This window comes from Pseudomonas sp. MF09156 (genome assembly GCF_059862305.1).
The window spans coordinates 40,147-60,781 of the sequence record NZ_JCBCUR010000014.1 but is presented as its reverse complement, the minus strand read 5'-3'; the positions used below and the strand labels follow the sequence as shown (position 1 = coordinate 60,781).

At 61.0% G+C, this 20,635-nt stretch carries 16 protein-coding genes; 3 read left to right on the top strand and 13 right to left on the bottom strand.

Annotation, left to right across the window (positions count from 1 at the left end):
* Positions 1 to 440 precede the first annotated feature (440 nt).
* On the top strand, positions 441 to 5,300 hold the full coding sequence (locus tag AC19YY_RS23765; protein ID WP_169955757.1) for an NAD-glutamate dehydrogenase: 4,860 nt from the start codon (positions 441 to 443) through the stop codon (positions 5,298 to 5,300).
* 1,984 nt (positions 5,301 to 7,284) lie between these two features.
* On the opposite strand, the gene AC19YY_RS23760 is transcribed toward AC19YY_RS23765, so the two are convergent.
* The 3 genes from AC19YY_RS23760 to AC19YY_RS23750 form a co-directional block, all read right to left on the bottom strand.
* Positions 7,285 to 7,962: a GntR family transcriptional regulator gene (locus AC19YY_RS23760; RefSeq protein ID WP_500604964.1), complete on the bottom strand. Its 678-nt coding sequence runs from the start codon at positions 7,960 to 7,962 to the stop codon at positions 7,285 to 7,287.
* A gap of 15 nt (positions 7,963 to 7,977) precedes the next feature.
* Positions 7,978 to 8,679: an FCD domain-containing protein gene (locus AC19YY_RS23755; protein ID WP_172311742.1), complete on the bottom strand. Its 702-nt coding sequence runs from the start codon at positions 8,677 to 8,679 to the stop codon at positions 7,978 to 7,980.
* Positions 8,680 to 8,831: 152 nt separating this feature from the next.
* On the bottom strand, positions 8,832 to 10,157 hold the full coding sequence (locus tag AC19YY_RS23750; protein WP_170041595.1) for a C4-dicarboxylate transporter DctA: 1,326 nt from the start codon (positions 10,155 to 10,157) through the stop codon (positions 8,832 to 8,834).
* Between the two features lie 217 nt (positions 10,158 to 10,374).
* Between AC19YY_RS23750 and AC19YY_RS23745 the strand changes: the two genes are divergently transcribed.
* Entirely contained in the window at positions 10,375 to 11,004 is a 630-nt protein-coding gene (locus tag AC19YY_RS23745) for a DNA-3-methyladenine glycosylase I (protein WP_169955754.1), read from the top strand.
* A 29-nt stretch (positions 11,005 to 11,033) separates the two neighbouring features.
* Here AC19YY_RS23745 and AC19YY_RS23740 read toward each other — a convergent pair whose 3' ends face one another.
* The 8 genes from AC19YY_RS23740 to AC19YY_RS23705 all read right to left on the bottom strand — a co-directional run bounded on the left by AC19YY_RS23740 (position 11,034) and on the right by AC19YY_RS23705 (position 17,719).
* Complete coding sequence (locus AC19YY_RS23740; RefSeq protein ID WP_169955753.1) at positions 11,034 to 11,441, bottom strand: cupin domain-containing protein; 408 nt, start codon at positions 11,439 to 11,441, stop codon at positions 11,034 to 11,036.
* An 84-nt stretch (positions 11,442 to 11,525) separates the two neighbouring features.
* Positions 11,526 to 12,959 (bottom strand): MocR-like pyridoxine biosynthesis transcription factor PdxR, encoded by a 1,434-nt coding sequence (gene pdxR / locus AC19YY_RS23735; protein ID WP_169955752.1) that lies wholly within the window; start codon positions 12,957 to 12,959, stop codon positions 11,526 to 11,528.
* Positions 12,960 to 13,031: 72 nt separating this feature from the next.
* On the bottom strand, positions 13,032 to 13,799 hold the full coding sequence (locus AC19YY_RS23730; RefSeq protein WP_169955751.1) for an SDR family oxidoreductase: 768 nt from the start codon (positions 13,797 to 13,799) through the stop codon (positions 13,032 to 13,034).
* Between the two features lie 17 nt (positions 13,800 to 13,816).
* Complete coding sequence (locus AC19YY_RS23725) at positions 13,817 to 14,884, bottom strand: phosphotransferase family protein (protein ID WP_169955750.1); 1,068 nt, start codon at positions 14,882 to 14,884, stop codon at positions 13,817 to 13,819.
* A 129-nt stretch (positions 14,885 to 15,013) separates the two neighbouring features.
* Complete coding sequence (locus AC19YY_RS23720; RefSeq protein ID WP_169955749.1) at positions 15,014 to 15,967, bottom strand: 2-hydroxyacid dehydrogenase; 954 nt, start codon at positions 15,965 to 15,967, stop codon at positions 15,014 to 15,016.
* 155 nt (positions 15,968 to 16,122) lie between these two features.
* Positions 16,123 to 16,542 carry a hypothetical protein gene (locus AC19YY_RS23715; protein ID WP_169955748.1) on the bottom strand — a complete coding sequence of 140 codons (420 nt, stop codon included), beginning with the start codon at positions 16,540 to 16,542 and terminating at the stop codon, positions 16,123 to 16,125.
* Positions 16,543 to 16,596: 54 nt separating this feature from the next.
* A complete protein-coding gene (locus tag AC19YY_RS23710) occupies positions 16,597 to 17,091 on the bottom strand; it encodes a DUF4822 domain-containing protein (RefSeq protein ID WP_500604963.1) in 495 nt (164 codons plus the stop codon).
* Positions 17,092 to 17,524: 433 nt separating this feature from the next.
* Positions 17,525 to 17,719 carry a hypothetical protein gene (locus AC19YY_RS23705; RefSeq protein ID WP_169955746.1) on the bottom strand — a complete coding sequence of 65 codons (195 nt, stop codon included), beginning with the start codon at positions 17,717 to 17,719 and terminating at the stop codon, positions 17,525 to 17,527.
* Positions 17,720 to 17,956: 237 nt separating this feature from the next.
* On the opposite strand from AC19YY_RS23705, the gene AC19YY_RS23700 reads away from it, so the two are divergent.
* Positions 17,957 to 19,234 (top strand): HAAAP family serine/threonine permease, encoded by a 1,278-nt coding sequence (locus AC19YY_RS23700; protein ID WP_169955745.1) that lies wholly within the window; start codon positions 17,957 to 17,959, stop codon positions 19,232 to 19,234.
* A gap of 42 nt (positions 19,235 to 19,276) precedes the next feature.
* Here AC19YY_RS23700 and AC19YY_RS23695 read toward each other — a convergent pair whose 3' ends face one another.
* Positions 19,277 to 19,855 (bottom strand): acyl-homoserine-lactone synthase, encoded by a 579-nt coding sequence (locus AC19YY_RS23695; protein ID WP_169955744.1) that lies wholly within the window; start codon positions 19,853 to 19,855, stop codon positions 19,277 to 19,279.
* Between the two features lie 28 nt (positions 19,856 to 19,883).
* Positions 19,884 to 20,609: an autoinducer binding domain-containing protein gene (locus AC19YY_RS23690; RefSeq protein WP_169955743.1), complete on the bottom strand. Its 726-nt coding sequence runs from the start codon at positions 20,607 to 20,609 to the stop codon at positions 19,884 to 19,886.
* Between the last annotated feature and the right edge of the window lie 26 nt (positions 20,610 to 20,635).

The window sequence follows — 20,635 nt, the reverse complement described above, 5'->3', positions numbered from 1 at the left end:
CGGAGTTAGGAATTAGATTTTACGGATGTATGAAGTTTTACCGGGCGGCAGGTTGATCATGCCTGCTTGGCGGCTGCGCTTTTAATCCTCAACCTACACCTGAGCGGTAGGAAGGGTTGCTCTTGGTGCAACCGCGCAATGCCGTGTGTTGACCGAATATGTCGCAGTGCAGCAAGCAGCCAGCTTGCCGCACTCGTTAAGCTGCGCAACGGATGTGCCTTTTGCGTGACTCTGACCTGCCCGCCGTACCGTCATGCGCAGGGGGTGCATCCAGTGGACGTCGAATGTGACCTCATTGACTTGTCCAGCTTCACCCACCTGTCACCCTGATTCGTTTATGGTGTTTATCATCATCACCTGCGAACAGAAATGACGGTCTCCCCACCAGGGGATAACACGCGACGCTTCCATCAATAACAAGCCCAAGCGGAGTACCACAGATGGCGTTCTTCACCGCAGCCAGCAAAGCCGACTTCCAGCATCAACTGCAAGCGGCACTGGCGCAGCACATCAGTGAACAGGCACTGCCACAAGTGGCGCTGTTCGCTGAACAATTCTTCGGCATTATTTCCCTGGACGAGCTGACCCAGCGTCGCATGTCCGACCTGGCCGGTTGCACCCTGTCTGCCTGGCGCCTGCTTGAGCGCTTTGATCACACCCAGCCGCAAGTGCGAGTGTACAACCCCGATTACGAACGCCACGGCTGGCAGTCGACCCACACGGCGGTCGAGGTCTTGCACCACGACCTGCCGTTCCTCGTCGACTCGGTGCGCACCGAACTGAACCGCCGCGGCTACAGCATCCATACCCTGCAAACCACGGTACTGAGCGTGCGCCGTGGCAAGAAGGGCGAGTTGCTGGAAATCCTGCCCAAGGGCACCCAGGGCGAAGACGTCCTGCAAGAATCGCTGATGTACCTGGAGATCGACCGCTGCGCCAATGCCGCCGAGCTGAATGTCCTGAGCACGGAACTTGAGCAGGTGTTGGGCGAGGTGCGCGTGGCCGTGGCTGATTTCGAGCCGATGAAGGCCAAGGTCCAGGAACTGCTGGCCGGTATCGACAACAGCCAGTTCGCCATCGAAGGCGAAGAAAAGGCCGAGATCAAGAGCTTCCTGGAATGGCTTGTGGGCAACCACTTCACCTTCCTGGGCTACGAAGAGTTTGTGGTGCATGACGAGCAGGACGGCGGTCATCTGGAATATGACGCCACTTCCTTCCTCGGCCTGACCAAACTGCTGCGCGCCGGCCTCACCGCTGAAGACCTGCGCATCGAAGATTACGCCGTGGCCTATCTGCGCGAGCCGGCTGTATTGTCGTTCGCCAAGGCTGCGCACCCAAGCCGTGTGCACCGTCCGGCTTACCCGGACTACGTGTCGATCCGCCAGATCGATGCCGATGGCAAGGTCATCAAGGAATGCCGCTTCATGGGCCTCTACACCTCCTCGGTGTACGGCGAAAGCGTGCGGGTGATTCCTTATATCCGCCGCAAGGTCGCGGAAATCGAGCGCCGCTCGGGCTTCCAGGCCAAGGCGCACCTGGGCAAGGAACTGGCCCAGGTGGTTGAAGTACTGCCTCGCGACGACCTGTTCCAGACCCCGGTGGACGAGCTGTTCAGCACCGTGATGTCGATCGTGCAGATCCAGGAACGCAACAAGATCCGCGTGTTCCTGCGCAAAGACCCGTACGGTCGTTTCTGCTACTGCCTGGCCTACGTGCCGCGTGATATCTACTCCACCGAAGTGCGCCAGAAGATCCAGCAAGTGCTGATGGATCGCCTCAAGGCCTCGGATTGCGAGTTCTGGACCTTCTTCTCCGAGTCCGTGCTGGCCCGTGTCCAGCTGATTTTGCGGGTTGACCCGAAGAACCGCCTGGATATCGACCCCCTGCTTTTGGAAAAAGAAGTGGTGCAGGCCTGCCGCAGCTGGCAGGACGACTACGCGAGCCTGGTGGTCGAGAGCTTCGGCGAAGCCCACGGCACCAACGTGCTGGCAGACTTCCCCAAAGGCTTCCCCGCAGGCTATCGCGAGCGTTTCGCCGCGCATTCAGCCGTGGTCGACATGCAGCATCTGTTGAACCTGACGGAAGCCAAGCCACTGGTGATGAGCTTCTACCAGCCTTTGGGCCACGTGACCGGCCAGCAGGAATTGCACTGCAAGCTGTATCACGCCGATACCCCGCTGGCGCTGTCCGACGTGTTGCCGATCCTTGAAAACCTCGGCCTGCGCGTGCTCGGTGAGTTCCCGTACCGCCTGCGTCACGCCAATGGCCGCGAGTTCTGGATCCACGACTTTGCGTTCACCGCCGCCGAAGGCCTGAACCTCGATATCCAGCAGCTCAACGACACCCTGCAGGACGCGTTCGTGCATATCGTCAACGGCGACGCCGAGAACGATGCGTTCAACCGCCTGGTACTGACCGCCGGCCTGCCATGGCGTGACGTTGCACTGCTGCGTGCCTACGCCCGTTACCTGAAGCAGATCCGCCTGGGCTTCGACCTGGGTTATATCGCCAGCACCCTGAACAACCACACCGACATCGCCCGCGAGTTGACCCGGTTGTTCAAGACCCGCTTCTACCTGGCGCGCAAGCTCACCGCCGACGACCTGGAAGACAAGCAGCAACGCCTGGAGCAAGCGATCCTCACTGCCCTGGACGACGTGCAGGTGCTCAACGAGGACCGGATCCTGCGGCGCTACCTGGACCTGATCAAGGCCACCCTGCGCACCAACTTCTACCAGACTGATGCCAACGGCCAGAACAAGTCTTACTTCAGCTTCAAGTTCAACCCCCACGCCATTCCCGAGCTGCCCAAGCCAGTGCCGAAGTTCGAGATCTTCGTCTACTCGCCGCGCGTCGAAGGCGTGCACCTGCGCTTTGGCAACGTCGCTCGCGGCGGCCTGCGCTGGTCCGACCGTGAAGAAGACTTCCGTACCGAAGTGCTGGGCCTGGTCAAAGCCCAGCAGGTGAAGAACTCGGTGATCGTGCCGGTCGGCGCCAAGGGTGGCTTCCTGCCGCGTCGCCTGCCATTGGGCGGCAGCCGCGACGAGATCGCGGCCGAGGGCATCGCCTGCTATCGCATCTTCATTTCCGGCCTGTTGGACATTACCGACAACCTGAAAGACGGCGCCCTGGTGCCTCCGTTGAACGTGGTGCGCCACGACAACGATGACCCGTACCTGGTAGTGGCGGCCGACAAAGGCACCGCGACCTTCTCCGACATCGCCAACGGTATCGCCATCGACTACGGCTTCTGGCTGGGGGATGCGTTTGCCTCCGGTGGCTCGGCCGGTTATGACCACAAGAAAATGGGCATCACCGCCAAGGGCGCGTGGGTCGGGGTGCAGCGTCACTTCCGTGAGCGCGGCATCAACGTGCAGCAAGACAGCATCACGGTGGTCGGCGTTGGCGACATGGCCGGTGACGTGTTCGGTAACGGCTTGCTCATGTCCGACAAGCTGCAATTGGTCGCCGCCTTCAACCACCTGCATATCTTCATTGATCCAAACCCGAACCCGGCCACCAGCTTCATCGAGCGCCAGCGCATGTTCGAGCTGCCGCGTTCGGCCTGGTCGGACTACGACACCAGCATCATGTCCGAAGGCGGCGGTATCTTCTCGCGTAGCGCCAAAAGCATTGCCATCTCGCCACAGATGAAAGAGCGCTTCGACATCCAGGCCGACAAGCTGACCCCGACCGAGCTGCTGAATGCCTTGCTCAAGGCACCGGTGGACCTGTTGTGGAACGGCGGTATCGGCACCTACGTCAAAGCCAGCACGGAAAGCCACGCCGATGTGGGCGACAAGGCCAACGACGCGCTGCGCGTCAACGGCAACGAGCTGCGCTGCAAGGTAGTGGGTGAGGGCGGTAACCTGGGCATGACCCAGCTGGGTCGTGTGGAATTCGGCCTCAATGGCGGCGGTTCCAACACCGACTTTATCGACAACGCCGGTGGCGTGGACTGCTCCGACCACGAAGTGAACATCAAGATCCTGCTCAACGAAGTGGTGCAGGCGGGCGATATGACCGACAAGCAACGCAACCAGTTGCTGGCGAGCATGACCGACGAAGTCGGCAGCCTGGTGTTGGGCAACAACTACAAGCAGACCCAGGCCCTGTCCCTGGCCGCCCGCAAAGCCTACGAGCGTGCGGCGGAGTACAAGCGCCTGATGAGCGACCTGGAAGGCCGTGGCAAGCTGGACCGCGCCATCGAGTACCTGCCGACCGAGGAGCAGCTCGTCGAGCGCGCCGCGACTGGCAAGGGCCTGACGCGCCCGGAACTGTCGGTGCTGATTTCCTACAGCAAGATCGACCTCAAGGAAGCGCTGCTCAAGTCCCTGGTGCCGGATGACGACTACCTGACCCGCGACATGGAGACCGCGTTCCCACCGAGCCTGGTGGCCAAGTTCTCCGAGGCCATGCGTCGCCACCGCCTCAAGCGCGAGATCGTCAGCACCCAGATCGCCAACGACCTGGTCAACCACATGGGCATCACCTTCGTGCAACGCCTCAAAGAGTCGACCGGCATGAGCCCGGCGAACGTGGCGGGCGCCTATGTGATCGTGCGTGACATCTTCCACCTCCCGCATTGGTTCCGGCAGATCGAAGCCCTGGATCACCAGGTCTCCGCCGAGGTGCAACTGGCGTTGATGGACGAGCTGATGCGCCTGGGCCGTCGGGCTACCCGCTGGTTCCTGCGCAGCCGTCGCAACGAGCAGGACGCCGCGCGCGATGTGGCGCACTTCGGTCCGCACCTGGCAGCTTTGGGCCTCAAGCTCGACGAACTGCTGGAAGGCCCGACCCGCGAAGGCTGGCAGAACCGTTACCAGGCCTATGTCGAAGCCGGTGTGCCGGAGTTGTTGGCGCGCATGGTTGCTGGCACCACGCACCTGTACACCTTGCTGCCGATCATCGAAGCCGCTGACGTTACCGGCCAGAGCGCTGCCGATGTGGCCAAGGCCTACTTCGCCGTAGGCAGCGCCCTGGACTTGCCGTGGTACCTGCAGCAGATCAGCGATCTGCCGGTGGGCAACAACTGGCAGGCCCAGGCCCGCGAAGCCTTCCGCGATGACGTGGACTGGCAGCAACGGGCGATCACCATCAAGGTTCTGCAAATGGCCGATGCGCCAGAAGACATGGAAGCCCGCGTGGCCCTGTGGCTGGAGCAGAACGCGAGCATGGTCGAGCGCTGGCGCGCGATGATGGTGGAAATCCGTGCTGCGGTGGGTACGGACTACGCCATGTACGCGGTGGCCAATCGGGAACTGTTGGACCTGGCAATGAGTGGTCAAGCGGTGCTGTAATCGGCTGCTGGAGCGTTAAAACAAAGCCCCGTCTCGCGAGAGACGGGGCTTTTTTGTGGGTTCGGAACAAGGTGGGGCGTATGCAAAATTTGCTGCCCCGACCGCCCCCTGTGGGAGTGGGCTTGCCCGCGATAGCGGCAGTCCCGTCACTGTTGCTCGCGGCTGACTCACCGCCATCGCAGGCAAGCCAGCTCCCACACTTGATCTGTGATGGGGCCAAAATTCTCTGCCCCAGTGAGATCCCTTGTAGGAGCGGGCTTGCCCGCGATAGCGGAAATCCAGTCACTGTCGCTGGCGGCTGACCCAGCGCCATCGCTGGCAAGCCAGCTCCCACATTTAATCTGTGGTGGAGCCAAAGTTCTCTGCCCCAGTGAGATCCCTTGTAGGAGCGGGCTTGCCCGCGATAGCGGCAGTCCCGTTACTGTTGCTGGCAGCTGACCCAACGCCATCGCTGGCAAGCCAGCTCCCACATTTGATCTGTGGCGGGGCCAAAATTCTCTGCCTCAGTGAAATCCCTTGTGGGAGCTGGCTTGCCCGCGATAGCGGCAATCCAGTCACTGTTGCTGGCGGCTGACCCACCGCCATCGCAGGCAAGCCAGCTCCCACATTTGATCTGTGATGGGGCCAAAACTCTCTGCCCCAGTGAGATCCCTTGTAGGAGCTGGCTTGCCCGCGATAGCGGCAGTCCCGTCACTGTTGCTGGCGGCTGACCCACCGCCATCGCAGGCAAGCCAGCCTCCACACTTGATCTGTGGTGGGGCCAAAATTCTCTGCCCCAGTGAGATCCCTTGTAGGAGCGGGCTTGCCCGCGATAGCGGCAGTCCAGTGACTGTTGCTGGCGGCTGACCCACCGCCATCGCAGGCAAGCCAGCTCCCACATTTAATCTGTGATGGGGCCAAAATTCTCTGCCCCAGTGAGATCCCTTGTAGGAGCGGGCTTGCCCGCGATAGCGGCAGTCCAGTGACTGTTGCTGGCGGCTGACCCAACGCCATCGCGGGCAAGCCAGCTCCCACATTTGATCTGTGGTGGGGCCAAAATTCTCTGCCCCAGTGAGATCCCCTGTGGGAGCTGGCTTGCCCGCGATAGCGGCAGTCCAGTCACTGTTGCTGGCGGCTGACCCACCGCAATCGCAGGCAAGCCAGCTCCCACATTTGATCTGTGGTGGGGCCAAAACTCTCTGCCCCAGTGAGATCCCTTGTAGGCGCTGGCTTGCCCGCGATAGCGGCAGTCCAGTCACTGTTGCTGGCGGCTGACCCAGCGCCATCGCAGGCAAGCCAGCTTCCACATTTAATCTGTGGTGGGGCCAAAATTCTCTGCCACAGTGAGATCCCTTGTAGGAGCTGGCTTGCCCGCGATAGCGGCAGTCCAGTCACTGTTGCTGGCGGCTGACCCACAGCCATCGCAGGCAAGCCAGCTCCCACATTTAATCTGTGATGGGGCCAAAACTCTCTGCCACAGTGAGATCCCTTGTAGGAGCTGGCTTGCCCGCGATAGCGGCAGTCCAGTCACTGTCGCTGGCGGCTGACCCACCACCATCGCAGGCAAGCCAGCTCCCACATTTAATCTGTGGTGGAGCCAAAATTCTCTGCCCCAGTGAGATACCTTGTAGGAGCGGGCTTGCCCGCGATAGCGGCAGTCCAGTCATTGTTGCTGGCGGCTGACCCAGCGCCATCGCTGGCAAGCCAGCTCCCACATTTGATCTGTGGCGGGGCCAAAATTCTCTGCCCCAATGAGATCCCCTGTGGGAGCGGGCTTGCCCGCGATAGCGGCAGTCCCGTCACTGTTGCTCGCGGCTGACCCAGCGCCATCGCAGGCAAGCCAGCTCCCACATTTGATCTGTGGAGGGGCCACAATTTTCTGCCTCAGTGAGATCTCTTGTGGGAGCGGGTTTGCTCGCGATAGCGGCAGTCCAGGCACTGTTGCTGGCGGCTGACCCACCGCCATCGCAGGCAAGCCAGCTCCCACATTTGAATCTCTATGGGCTTACGCGAGTTTTGCTTGCAGATGATCCAGATGCTGGGTCATCAAGCATGCTGCCGTACCCGCATCCCGTCGCTCCACCGCTTCGACAATCTCTGCCTGCTCAAGCCAGGCGCCGGTGAACGCCCCTTGCCGGGCAATGACCAGCGAGGTCAACGGTACCAGGCTGTTGAGAAACTGCGCCAATGGCCGGTTGCCCGCAATGGCCGCCAGCAACAGGTGAAACTCGCCGTACAGGCGGATGGCCGGGCCTTGCTGGCCCTGCTCGACGCAGGCCCGCTGGCGGGCCACCAGTTCGCGCAGGCGCCGCACCTGCCCAGGGCTGGCCTGTACGCACGCCAACTGGACCACGGTCACTTCCATCAAGCGCCGCGCCTCAAGCATATGTTGCACCTGCTCGGCATCCGGCGCCGCCACCTGGGCGCGCAGGTTGGGGCGCAGGATGATCACTTGCTGCTCGGCCAGGCGCGCGAGGACCCGGCGCAGCACGCTGCGGCTGACGCCAAATTGCTGGGCCAGGCCTTCTTCGGTAAAGCGGCTGGTGGGCACGATGCGCTGTTCGAGGATGGCATCGAACAGTCGTGGGTAGAGGTCATCCACCGATGGCCGTTTATCGGGCACCAGGCGCATGGCGGGTGGGGCGGTGACAGCAAAAGTGCGTTGCAGGGCGTGAGCGCTCATGGCCAGCCTCCAGAGTCAGTTGCCGAGATGGTCGTCGGGAATATTCAGGGCGGTGCCCATGCGCTGGCCCTCGTTGAGGATATGGCGGCGCATTTCGGCGCTGGCCAGGGCGCTGTTCTTGTTGCGGATTGCGCGCACCACGGCTTCGTTTTCCTGCAGGCGCTCGGCCAGGTGTTCGGGGGAATTGCGCAACACCTGAGCGCTTTGCTTGAGGGCGTTGCTGGTCTGCTGCACCACGTTCTGGAAAATCGGGTTGGAGGTCAGGGCGAACAGTTCTTCATGGAAGGCAATGTAGGCGTTCATCCCGGCTTCACTGTCGTTGGCTTCCAGGGCTTCGCGCATGTCCATCAGGGTCAGGCGCAGTTGGCCGATTTCCTTGCTGGTGATGGACTGGGCCACCAGGCCGACGATAAACGGCTCCAGGGTGTAGCGCAGTTGCAGGATATCGGCGAGGCTGGCGTCGGCCACGGCATCATGGGCGTGTGGCTCGCTGACGCTGGTTTCCAGGACGACCACGCCTTTGCCGGGCATCGAGCGCACCAGGCCGAGGGTTTCCAGGACGATCACCGCTTCACGCAGGCTGGGGCGGCTGATGCCCAGTTGTTCGGCCAGTTCGCGCTGGCCGGGGAGCATTTCGCCACGCCGCCATTGGCCCCGTGCCAGGGCGGCGCGCAGTTTTTCTACGACTGAATTGACGACGGTTGAAGTGCTGATCACGCCGGGCTCCTTATGTTGCAAACACAAACGGTAAAAATGGCGACGATTAACGGTGGGAGCGGGCTTGCTCGCGATAGCAGTGGATCAGTCAGCACATGTAGGGGCTGACACACCGCTATCGCGAGCAAGCCCGCTCCCACATTCGATCTGCGCTAGAACTCCTGGTGCGCCGGCAGTACCGGCTTCTTGGCCTGGAACGCATACCCTTGCTGCCCCTCCAGTACCTTGTTGGCCCGTTGCAGATCAATGTCCTTTTCCCAGCGGGCAATGGCCACGGTCGCGACGCAGTTGCCGATCAGGTTGGTCAGCGCACGACCAATCCCCATGAACCAATCCACCGCCAACACCAGCACCAGGCCGACCACCGGGATGGCAGGAATAGCCGTCAGGGTGGCCGCCAGAATCACCAGGGCCGAGCCCGGTATGCCGTGGGCGCCCTTGGAGGTGATCAGCGACACCAGCAGGATGGTCAGCAGGTCGGTCATCGACAACGGTGTCCCGGTGGCATTGGCGATAAACACAATGGCCAGGGTCAGGTAGATCGAGAAACCATCGAGGTTGAACGAGTAACCAGTGGGGATCACCAGGCCAACGGTGGAACTGCCAATGCCCAGGTGTTCCAGTTTACGCATGATCTGTGGCAACACCGCATCGGACGACGCGGTGCCCATCACGATCAGCAACTCTTCGCGAAGGTATTTGAGCAGCGGCAGCATACGCAGGCCCGACAGGCGCATCACCGTGCCCAGGATCAGCGCGACAAAGGCCATGCAGGTCAGGTAGAACAGGCCCACCAGGCTGCCCAGGTGCTGCAGCGAATCCAGGCCATAGGTGCTGGTGGTAAAGGCGATGGCGCCGAAAACCCCAATGGGCGCCAGGCGCACGATCATGCCCATGATCCGGAAGATCACATGGCTCAGTTCGTTGATCAGCCGTGAAATGCCCGAAGCCGCTTCGCCCACCAGGTTCAGCGCACTGCCAAACAGCACCGAGAACAACAGCACCTGCAACACGTTGTTGTCGGCGAAGGCCCCGATCACGGAGTTGGGGATCAGGTCCATCAAGAACTGGCTGGTGCCCTTGATATGCTGGCCGCGATCCGCCAATTCATTGAGGCCTGCGGAAGACAGCTGTTCAAGGTGGATATTGGCGCCGCTGCCAATTCCGGTACTGAAGGCCAGGACCAGGCCGAGCACCAGGGCGATGGTGGTGAGGATCTCAAAATAGATCACTGACTTGAGGCCGATGCGCCCGACTTTTTTCAGGTCGCCCGCGCCGGAAATACCGCTGACCACCACGCAGAACACGATCAGGCCGATCAGCATCTTGATCAGCTTGATAAAGCCGTCACCCAGGGGTTTGAGTTGTGAGGAGAATTCGGGAAGGACCAAGCCGCACGCGATGCCGAGCATCAGGCCTATGACGACTTGCAGGAAAATCGAACGCGAGCACCATCTGAGCATGGGAGGGATCTCTATTCGGTGCCCTGGTGGGTCCAGGGCTTAATTGTTGTGGTCTTACCGGTAAGTCCAGTGCGCGGCCAGTCTACGCTCGGTTTTTTGCAAACTACAAGGGGATGAAGGGGTGTTTGTGTGCTCCGGTCTTACCAGTTGCTCGGTAACCGTGATGCTTGAGCGGTTGGCGGCCTGGAAAATTTTTCGCTTATCATCCCGGGCTTGGCCGCTGAGGTGATGTATGGATAAGCCGGGACTGACAACCGATGAAGCGGGACTGACCCGCTGTACATGGCGTACGGCCGCCGCCGAATACCCCGATTACCACGATCATGAATGGGGGGTGCCGGTGGCCGAAGATAGGGCGCTGTACGAGAAGATCTGCCTGGAGGGCTTCCAGGCCGGCCTGGCGTGGATCACCATCCTGCGCAAGCGCGAGCATTTTCGGCGGGCCTTCGCCGGTTTTGATTTTCGCCGGGTGGCGCAGTACACCGAGGAGGATGTCCAGCGCCTGATGGCTGATCCTTGCATCGTGCGCAATCGCGCAAAGATCGTCTCGACCATCAACAATGCGCGCCGGGCGTGCGAGCTGGTGGATGAGCACGGCTCGCTGGCGGCGTGGCTGTGGGCGTTTGAACCGACGGCGGCCGAGCGCCCGGCGGTGGTGGACATGGCCTATTGGACGGGCAACCCGACGTCGCCGGCTTCGGTACGTTTGTCCAAGGCCTTGAAGAAACGCGGCTGGACGTTCGTCGGGCCGACGACGATGTATGCGTTTATGCAGGCAATGGGCATGGTCAACGATCACTTGGAGGGCTGCGCCTGTCGGCAACCGATCGAAGACCTGCGGCGTCAGTTCAAGCGTCCCTGAATGGTAGGAGCTGGCAAGCCTCCTACCGTTCAGTTTTGCGGTGGCAGGGGCGTCAGCACCTCGGCCTTGTCATCCAGCACCATCACCACCAGCAGCCTGGCCGGCTGGGTCTGGCTGGCATTGCTTGATTCGAAGTGGCGCGAACCGGCCGGTTCGTAGAACGATTGCCCGGCCTTGTAGGTAATGGCCTGTTCATCATTGACGCGCGAGGTGATTTGCCCCTCAAGTACGTAGGCCACTGCCGTGCCGGTATGGCTATGGGGCACGGTGGCCTGGCCCGGCGCGTAATCCACGGTGAGCATGAGGGTTTTCTTGCCGGGTACGTTGCTCAAGGCGTGCTCTTGCAGGACCTTGATCGATTCCTGGTTGTACACCGGCTCGTGGGCAAAGGCGCTAAGCGAAGCCAGCAGGAGGGTGGTGCCGAGCAGTGTTTTCATGGTGCGGGGTTCCCATCGTTTCAGATCCCCTCACCCTACGCCCGGGCGCGCGGCGTACCTATAACCAATCTGCTGGAAAACCCCTCAGCCAATCTGCTGCAGGATATCGCGCACCTTGTCCAGGGACGGGTCGATGTCCAGGGTCTCGATGGCGCCAAAACCGATGATCAGGCCGCTACGCACCGGCGCCTGATGGAAAAACACATCCAGCGGATACAGCCCGACTTCCACCTGCCGCGCCAGTTCGATCAGCAGGGGGATGTTGATCGGCACTTTGCACAGTGCCGCCAGGTGGAACCCGGCCACGCTGGGCACGGCCTCGAACCAAGGTGACAGGTCGCCGGCCAGGCGGCTGAGAATGCGTTCGCGGCGGCTACTGTAGACGGTGTGACAACGCCGGATGTGCTTGAGCAGGTAGCCTTCGCTGATGAACTTGGCCAGGGCCCATTGCGGCAGGGTCGAGCTGTGCTGGTCGCTCAGTTGCTTGGCCTTGAGCACCGCGCCGCGAATGGCCGGGGGCAGCACCGTATAGCCCAGGCGCAGCTCCGGCAGCAGGGTTTTGGAGAAGGTCCCGACGTAGGCGACGATGCCCCGTGTATCCATACTCTGCAGGGCGTCGGTGGGGCGGCCTTCGTAGCGGAACTCACTGTCGTAGTCGTCCTCGATGACAATCGCGCCCAGGGCCAGCGCCCGCGCCAGCAGCGCTTCGCGGCGTGGCTGGCTCATGGGGATGCCCAATGGAAACTGGTGGGACGGGGTGACGTAGATCAGCCGGGTGCCCTCGGGAATCAACTCGACCTGGATCCCCTGCGCGTCCAGCGGCACGCCGGCCACGGTGGCACCCATGGCTTCGAACAGCAGGCGCGCCGGGGTGTAGCCGGGGTCTTCCATGGCGACAATGCTGCCCGGTTCGAGGACCACGCGGGCGATCAGGTCCAATGCCTGCTGCGCACCGTTGCACACCACAATGTCGTCATCCCGGCAGTTGACCCCTCGGGAAAACGCGATGTGCCCGGCAATCGCATTGCGCAAGGCCGGCAAGCCCTCGGGCTGGCCGTAGAAACCACTGTTCTGGGCGATGCGCCGCAAGGCGTCCTGGGTGCAGCGCCGCCATTCGTCCTGGGGGAACAGGCTGCGGGTGGTGGCACCGCCGATGAACTCGCAGCGCAACGTGCTCTCGCGCGTCGGGTGGCGCATGGGCGAGGGCAGGGCTTGCCACTTGGCGAGGTTGGCGGCGCAGGCCAGGTCGGCCGCACTTTGCAGGCCCTTCGGCCGCAGCGCATGGGCGCTGACGAAGGTGCCACGGCCGATCTTGCCGATCAGCAGGCCTTCGTAGGTCAGGGTGGTGTAGGTGTCGGACACGGTCTTGCGCGAGATCCCCAACTGCTCGGCCAGCAAGCGGCTGGGGGGCAACTGCGCGCCAGCGGCCAGGCGTCCTGACTCAATGGCGTCGCGCAGTTGCTGGTAAAGCTGTTCGGCCAGGTCCTTGCGGCCCTGGATGACGACGTGCAGTTCCATGTTTCATTCCGAGGCGGTCAATCCTGCCAAGGTTACTCGTATGCAAGGGCAACGCCGATCAAAAATGTGGGATCAGGAGAGGAACCCACCGTCCACATTCAGCGAAACGCCGGTGGTGTAGGTTGACGCATCGCTGGCCAGGTACAGCACCGCGCCGGCCATTTCGCTGGGGTCGGCTACGCGCTTTAGGGGGATCTGGGCCAGGGCCATGTTCAGGATCGATTCGTTTTTCACCAGCGCCGAGGCGAACTTGGTATCGGTCAGGCCTGGCAGCAGGGCGTTGCAGCGGATGCCGAACGGCGCGCATTCCTTGGCAAATACCTTGGTCATATTGATCACGGCGGCCTTGGTCACCGAGTAGATGCCCTGGAAGTGCCCTGGGGAGATGCCGTTGATCGAGGCCACGTTGATGATGCTGCCGCCGCCGTTCTCACGCATCAGCTTGCCGGCTTCCACCGACATGAAGAAGTAGCCACGGATGTTCACGTCGACGGTTTTCTGGAACGCGCCGAGGTCCGTGTCCAGCACGTTGCAGAACTGCGGGTTGGTCGCGGCGTTGTTGACAAGGATGTCCAGGCGCCCGAACTGCTGGCGAATGCCGGCAAACACCTCGCTGATCTGCTCCATCTCGCCGATATGGCAGGCGATGGCCGTGGCCTTGCCGCCGGCGGCGATGATCGCATCGGCCACATGCTGGCAGCCGTCGATCTTGCGGCTCGAGACAATCACGTGGGCGCCTTGCTGGGCCAGCAGCTTGGCAATGGCTTCACCGATGCCACGGCTGGCGCCGGAGACAAAAGCGATCTTGCCGTCGAGGTCGAACAGGTTGGTCTTGGACATGGTGGTTCCTTGTCGGGTCAGAGCGTGGATTTGTGGATGACGTTCAGGCTCATCTGCTCCAGCAGCTTGTTCATGTGAATGAACTGCGCGAAGCGTTTGTCCTGGGTCTGGCCATGGAAGAAGCGGTAGTAGATCTGCTGCACGATGCCGGCCAGGCGGAACAGGCCGTAGGTGTAGTAGAAGTCGAAATTGTCGATCTGGATGCCTGAGCGCTCGGCGTAGTAGTCGACAAACTGGCGGCGGGTGAGCATACCGGGAGCGTTGCTCGGTTGGCGGCGCATCAGTTGCACGGGCGCGGGGTCAGCGGCTTCGATCCAGTAGGCGAGGCTGTTGCCCAGGTCCATCAGCGGGTCGCCCAGGGTGGTCAGTTCCCAATCCAGCACGCCGATGATTTGCATCGGGTTGTCGGGGTCGAGGATCACATTGTCGAAGCGATAGTCGTTGTGCACGATGCTTGAGGTGGGGTGGTCGGCGGGCATCTTGTCGTTGAGCCAGGCGCGCACGGCTTCCCATTTCGGGGCGTCGGGGGTCAGGGCTTTCTCGTAGCGATCGCTCCAGCCGCTGATCTGGCGTGCCACGTAACCTTCGGGCTTGCCCAGGTCGGCCAGGCCGCAGGCGTGGTAGTCCACCTGGTGCAGTTCGACGAACTTGTCGATAAAGCTCTTGCACAGGGCTTCGGTGCGTTCTGCGTCCAGGCCCAGCTCCGGCGGCAGGTCCGAGCGCAGGATGATGCCCTTGACCCGCTCCATTACATAGAATTCGGCGCCGATCACCGATTCGTCGGTGCAGTGCACGTAGGCCTTGGGGCAGTAGGGGAAGCCATCCTTGAGCTGGTTGAGAATGCGGAACTCTCGGCCCATGTCGTGGGCTGACTTGGCCTTGTGCCCGAAGGGCGGGCGCCGCAGCACGAATTCCTGTTCGGGGTATTCCAGCAGATAGGTCAGGTTGGAGGCGCCGCCCGGAAACTGGCTGATTCTGGCGCTGCCACTCAGGCCCGGGATATGGGCCTTGAGGTAGGGGTCGATGAGGCTGGCATCCAGTTCTTCGCCGGGGCGAATCTGGGTGGATTGGTCATTGAGCGCCATGCTTATCCCTTCTGCTTATTCTTGAGGCCTTGGACTATTGGCTAATCTAATGCGCACAGCCGACCCGCCACAAGGCGGCGACGGCTTAATAGGCTAGCGTGTTGGACGGCAATCAGCGTGCCTGATCGGTCACTTTTCGGGCGCAGGCAAGGCGACCGGTGTAAGGACCGGGCGCCCGGCGAAGTATTCGAGCAGGTTGTCTGCCACCCGTTGCACGGTGTCGTGGGCCGCTTCAGGCGACAGCCCGGCCACATGCGGGGTGAGTACGGTGTTGCTGAGCCGCTTGAGGGCGTCGGGCACGTTGGGTTCATCATCGAACACGTCCAGCGCTGCCCCGCCGATGCGCCGTTGTTCAAGGGCGCTGATCAGGTCGGCAGTGACGATCACGCTGCCCCGCGCGATGTTCACCACAAAACCGTTGGGCCCCAGGGCATCCAGGGCCTGGCGGTCGATCAGGTGGCGGGTGCCAGGGCCGCCGGGGGTGGCGATGACCAGGAAGTCGGAGTTGCGGGCCAGTTCCACTGGCGTGGCGCAGTAGGTGTAGTCCACATCGTTGCGGGGCTGGCGGCTGTGGTAGCTGACCTGCATGTCAAACCCCAGGGCCGCGCGCCGGGCAATCGCCAGGCCCACCGCGCCCAGGCCGAGGATGCCCAACTGCTTGCCGGCGAGGGACGGGCGCATGACCTTGGGCCATTCGCTGCGGCGTACTGCGGCATCGGCCCGGGGAATATCGCGCACCATCGACAGCAGCAGCGCCATGGCGTGGTCCGCCACCGACGGTGCATTCACGCCGGCACCGTTGGTCACCACGATCCCGCGATTGCTGGCGGCCTGCAGGTCCACCTGCTCATAGCCCGCGCCGATCACGCAGATGATTTGCAGCAAGGGCAGGGCGGCGATCTCATCGGCATGCAAGCCCAGCGGGCCACGGGTCAGCACGGCCTGGATCTGTGCGCCATGGCTCTTGATGGCCTGGCTGCGTTCGGCCGGTGTCGGGGCCAGGATCACATGAAAGCCATTGCTCTCGATGATGGGCAGGTAGTCATTGATGGTTTCAACCAGGACCAGAACAGTGGCGGGCATGGGGCGGCTCTTGTTGTGGGGTTTGAGTCCTGGATTATGCGGCATTTTTTGCAGTGCGAAATGCTTGCGGGTGAAAGATCTTCCCTGGATGCAAGGCTTTGGCGCGGGGATGCCAGCGTCTGCATAGGCTGAAGACGCTGGCATCGAGTGGGGTGTTACTGGGCCTGGCGTACCTTGTTTTGTTCGGCCTGGGCGATTTCCTTGAAATCATAGGTCGGGAAGAACTCGGTCCTGTAGGTCCCCCAGGCGGTGTTTTCCAATGCCAGGTTGACCGCTGACAGGCGAGAGGCGGGCAGGCGTAGGACAATGACCTGTCCGATACCCATGGTGATGTTCCAACTGACGACTTCTACGCCCGCCGGTGGAAATACCTTATAGAACTCCTGTTTGGCCAGTTGTGCCCTTAGTTCGCTTAGTGGGCGTGATTGGTCATGTTTTAGAAATACCGTCAGCATGACTGCGTTGTCGGGAGTGGCAACAGGTTCTTTGGCTATCGGTTGTGCATTGGCACCGCTCGAAATAAGGGCGGATAACCAAACGGTAGATATCAGTAAGGACTTGAGTTGGGTTTTCATAGGTAGTGTCTTTTTGTTGGTTTTATGGATATTGCGTGGGGTATTAATATGAAGTTAGTGGGAGGTGGACGTTTTGATCGGCCCTTTGTAAGGTGCGTGAACAACATAGATGCGCACGGTTTCAGTAGTTTCGAGCATGTCGCGCGGGACTTCCCGAGAGTAGGTGAACTCCTGGTTGTTCAAGACTTCCAGCCGGCGCACTACGCTTCTGATCGGGCCTTTGTCGGGCACCAGGATGTGGTTTTTCTTGTCGCCCGTGACCAGGAAGTAACCGCCGCCGCCATGCTCATACTTTGACAACCCCGTGTCGGCGTAGAAGAACTCATAACGATTGCGCTCCGGGTCCCACGTGGAGATGCCAACCACCCCCGGGTACTTGTCCTTGACGTCTACGTGCGGTGCGCCCTCGATGTAGACCTTGGTGGTCAGCCACTGAGGCGAGGCGGCCAGTGCGCGAATATCGGACGTTGCCCATTGTGCCTGGCTGGTGAGCGGGGTAAGCAGCCCAGCGAGAAACAGGCCTGCAAAAATAGCATTGTATTTACGCATTAAATAACTCCGGGAGGGGATTTGATAAGTTGTTTTTTTTGTTGTTGTCTATATTGGGGCGGGGGAAATATAGGGCTGATAGGGAGCGCTATCAATGCCTGGGTATATGTTTGTAACAATTCCATTGGCAATTAAGTTAAAAGATAATTTGAATGTTAAATATGAAGCGGGAAATGTAAGTAGGTCTATTCCTACAAATAGGTCGGCGTAACTTGCAGATTTTAAGTATGTATAAACTTTGTGTTTGGGTGGCGGTTGTAGGGTTATTGGCTGCTTGAGCGCAGTTGCACTGCACGCCCATTCCTCACCGACGCCTATGCATGTTCAAGCGTGTCCCGGGCCGTTGCATCCCAGCCACGGGGCGACGGCGGGGCGGATAGAGGGCGACGAATCTATTGCGCAATAGATCCGTGCCCTGGCAGGTCGCGAACGTTTAGCCGATTCGAGGTGTGGGGATCAGGGTGTTGCGAGGCTTGGGCGCGGCGGTGTATTCAACGCCACCAAACGAGAAGGTTTGATTCTGGGGTTGCTTGAGCTTTTCCCGTGCCTCGATGTGATCGGCAACGCAAGACGTTACGCTATCGACCAATTGGCCGGCATTGAACAAATTCAGTCCTAATGTAGTCATGCTTGAGTCTCCAGGGTTTGGTAAAGAGCGCTTTTTGAGTGGCCCGCACTGGCGTAACGTTCCGGGTTCAAACAAATTGTCGTCAATCTGATTTATCTGCTACGCACAACCATTCCTCAGCTAAGTCTTTGCTTATTCAAGCGAATCCCGGACAATCGCGCCCCTGTTGCGGTTGTGGCGCTGCCTGTCAGGTTTTTCTGACTCGTCGCGATCGTATGAAAGCGGAGAACCGAGCGGATGAATGATCAGGCCAATAGCGTCGATGAACGCTACGCAACGACACCTGTAACCCTCACGGGCTGGAGCCGCCAGGACACGACCTGGATGCTTGGCCTGTTCGGCACGGCGATTGGTGCCGGTACTTTGTTTTTGCCCATCAACGCAGGTTTGGGCGGCTTCTGGCCGTTGCTGATCCTCGCGTTGCTGGCGTTCCCCATGACCTACTACGCACACCGTGGCTTGACCCGGTTTGTGCTGTCGGGGCGTGCGGGCTCGGACATCACCGAGGTGGTTGAAGAGCATTTCGGCATCAAGGCCGGTGCGCTGATCACCCTGCTGTACTTCTTTGCCATCTTCCCGATCCTGCTGATCTACAGCGTGGCGCTGACCAACACGGTCGGCAGTTTCATGTCGCACCAGTTGCACATCGAGCCACCGCCACGGGCGCTGCTGTCGTTCGTGCTGATCCTGGGCCTGCTGGCCGTGGTGCGTTGCGGCGAGCAGGTGATCGTCAAGGCCATGAGCCTGATGGTCTATCCGTTTATCGTCGCCTTGCTGTTTCTGGCGGTGTACCTGGTGCCGCACTGGAACGGCGGCATTCTCAGCACTGCCAGCACTGTGCCGGCACCGTCAGCGTTGCTGCACACGCTGTGGTTGGCGATTCCGGTGATGGTGTTCTCGTTCAACCACTCGCCGATCATCTCGGCCTTTGCCGTTGACCAAAAGCGCCAGTACGGCGCCCACGCCGAAGAGCGCAGCTCGCAGATCCTGTCCCGCGCGCACCTGTTGATGGTGGCGATGGTGATGTTCTTCGTGTTCAGCTGCGTGCTGACCCTGTCGCCAGGCCAACTGGCCGAGGCCAAGGCGCAGAACCTGTCGATCCTGTCTTACCTGGCCAACCACTTCGATAACCCGACCATCGCCTTTGCTGCGCCGTTGATTGCGTTCGTGGCGATTGCCAAGTCGTTCCTGGGCCACTACATCGGTGCCAGCGAAGGCCTCAAGGGCCTGATCGTGAAGAGCGGCCGTCGTCCGGGCGCCAAGGCCCTGGACCGCATGACCGCAGGCTTCATGCTGGTGGTGTGCTGGATCGTGGCCACGCTCAACCCGAGCATCCTGGGGATGATCGAGACATTGGGTGGGCCGATCATCGCCTCGATCCTGTTCCTGATGCCGATGTACGCGATCCGCAAGGTGCCGGCCATGGCCAAGTACCGCGGGCAGATGTCCAATGTGTTCGTAACCCTGGTCGGCCTGGTAGCCATCTCCTCGCTGATTTACTCGCTGATCCCTTGATGTGACCAGAGCCGGCTACCTCGGCTTTATTCGTACATTCAGCTAGGCAACGGCCGACTGCGCCTGTAACGCGAGTCGGCCGTTTTTCTGCCAGGCAGGAAAACTCAGCGCTACCACATGGTCTTTGTTCACCCGTTGCGGGGAGCCGAGGCGACTCAGCTGCACGCCATTTTTCAGGAAGTAGCGCTCCAGCGCCGGCGTGGTCACCGCCACCACCCGGTTGGCGCCTTGGCTCCAGGCATGGTGCAGGCTGTTCCACCAGACGCGCATCGGCAGGCGGCCTTTTTCCAGGGCGCGGGCGGCAAAGCGCGACACTTCCCAGGTGTCACTGCTGCGTGGGCTCGGCTGGTCGCACAGAAAGCCGAAGACTTCCGACAGCAGATAAGGTTGTGTGGTTGGCAGCAGCCGCGCGCAACCGCAGACCTGGCCTTTTGGGTCCAGGGCGAGGATGTGGCGCGTGTCGGCCTGGTCGAACTGGTCGAATTCGCGTTGGGGCAGGGCGTAGGTGGAGTCCAGTTGCCAGCCCAGTTGCTGGATGAACACTTCGTGCCGGTAGCGACCCAGATCGTCCTCAAGGGCTGCAGACAGTTCATGGTGATGGCGGGTGATGATGCTGATCATTGGATGTCCTTATCGTGATCGGCGGGCCCTAGATCAGGCCCAGTGCGGCGGCATAGGCTGCCGCCAGTGTCTTGTTGGCCGCCCCGAATTTCTTCTGGATGGCCTTGAGGTGAAAATTCACCGTGTTGATGGAGATGGTCAGGATCAGCGCGATCTCGCCTGAACTCTTGCCATCGGCGGTCCACTGCAAAATCTCCCGCTCCCGCTGGCTGAGGCATACCGACTGATGGCAGCGTTCGCTATGGCCAAGGTCTGTCAGGCGCTGTGTCACCTGTTCGAGGATGCAGCGCAGGCGCAATTGAATCTCGTCGCTTTCGGCCTGGGAAATCTGGTCCTGGCGCCGGGCCACCGACAGTACCCGCAGCGAATGATCGTGGCTGCGAATCGGCAGTGTGGCGCCGATGCACAAGCCCCAATCCCGGGCTTCCAGCCATAGCTTGCGGCTGTTATCAAACAGTGCGTCGTTCCACAGCACCATCTCGGTGGAACGCAAGCCACTGAGAATCGACGGATCGACCGCCGCGTAGTTTTGCTCCTTGTAATGCTCCAGCCATGTTTCGGGGTAGGAGCCGTAAATCTTGGTTTTAGGGCGGGTAAACGGGGTCAGGTGGCGTACGCCATAGGCGTAGTACTCGAACCCCAGTTGCAACACTTCCCGCTCCAGCAGTGCGAACACTTGTGCCCCTTCCTGTTGCGTGAGCATCTCTATCCGCAAGCGATTCCACCAGCGGATGAGGTCGTTCTCCTTCTCCATGGACAGTCGCCTCGATTCCTGGAACC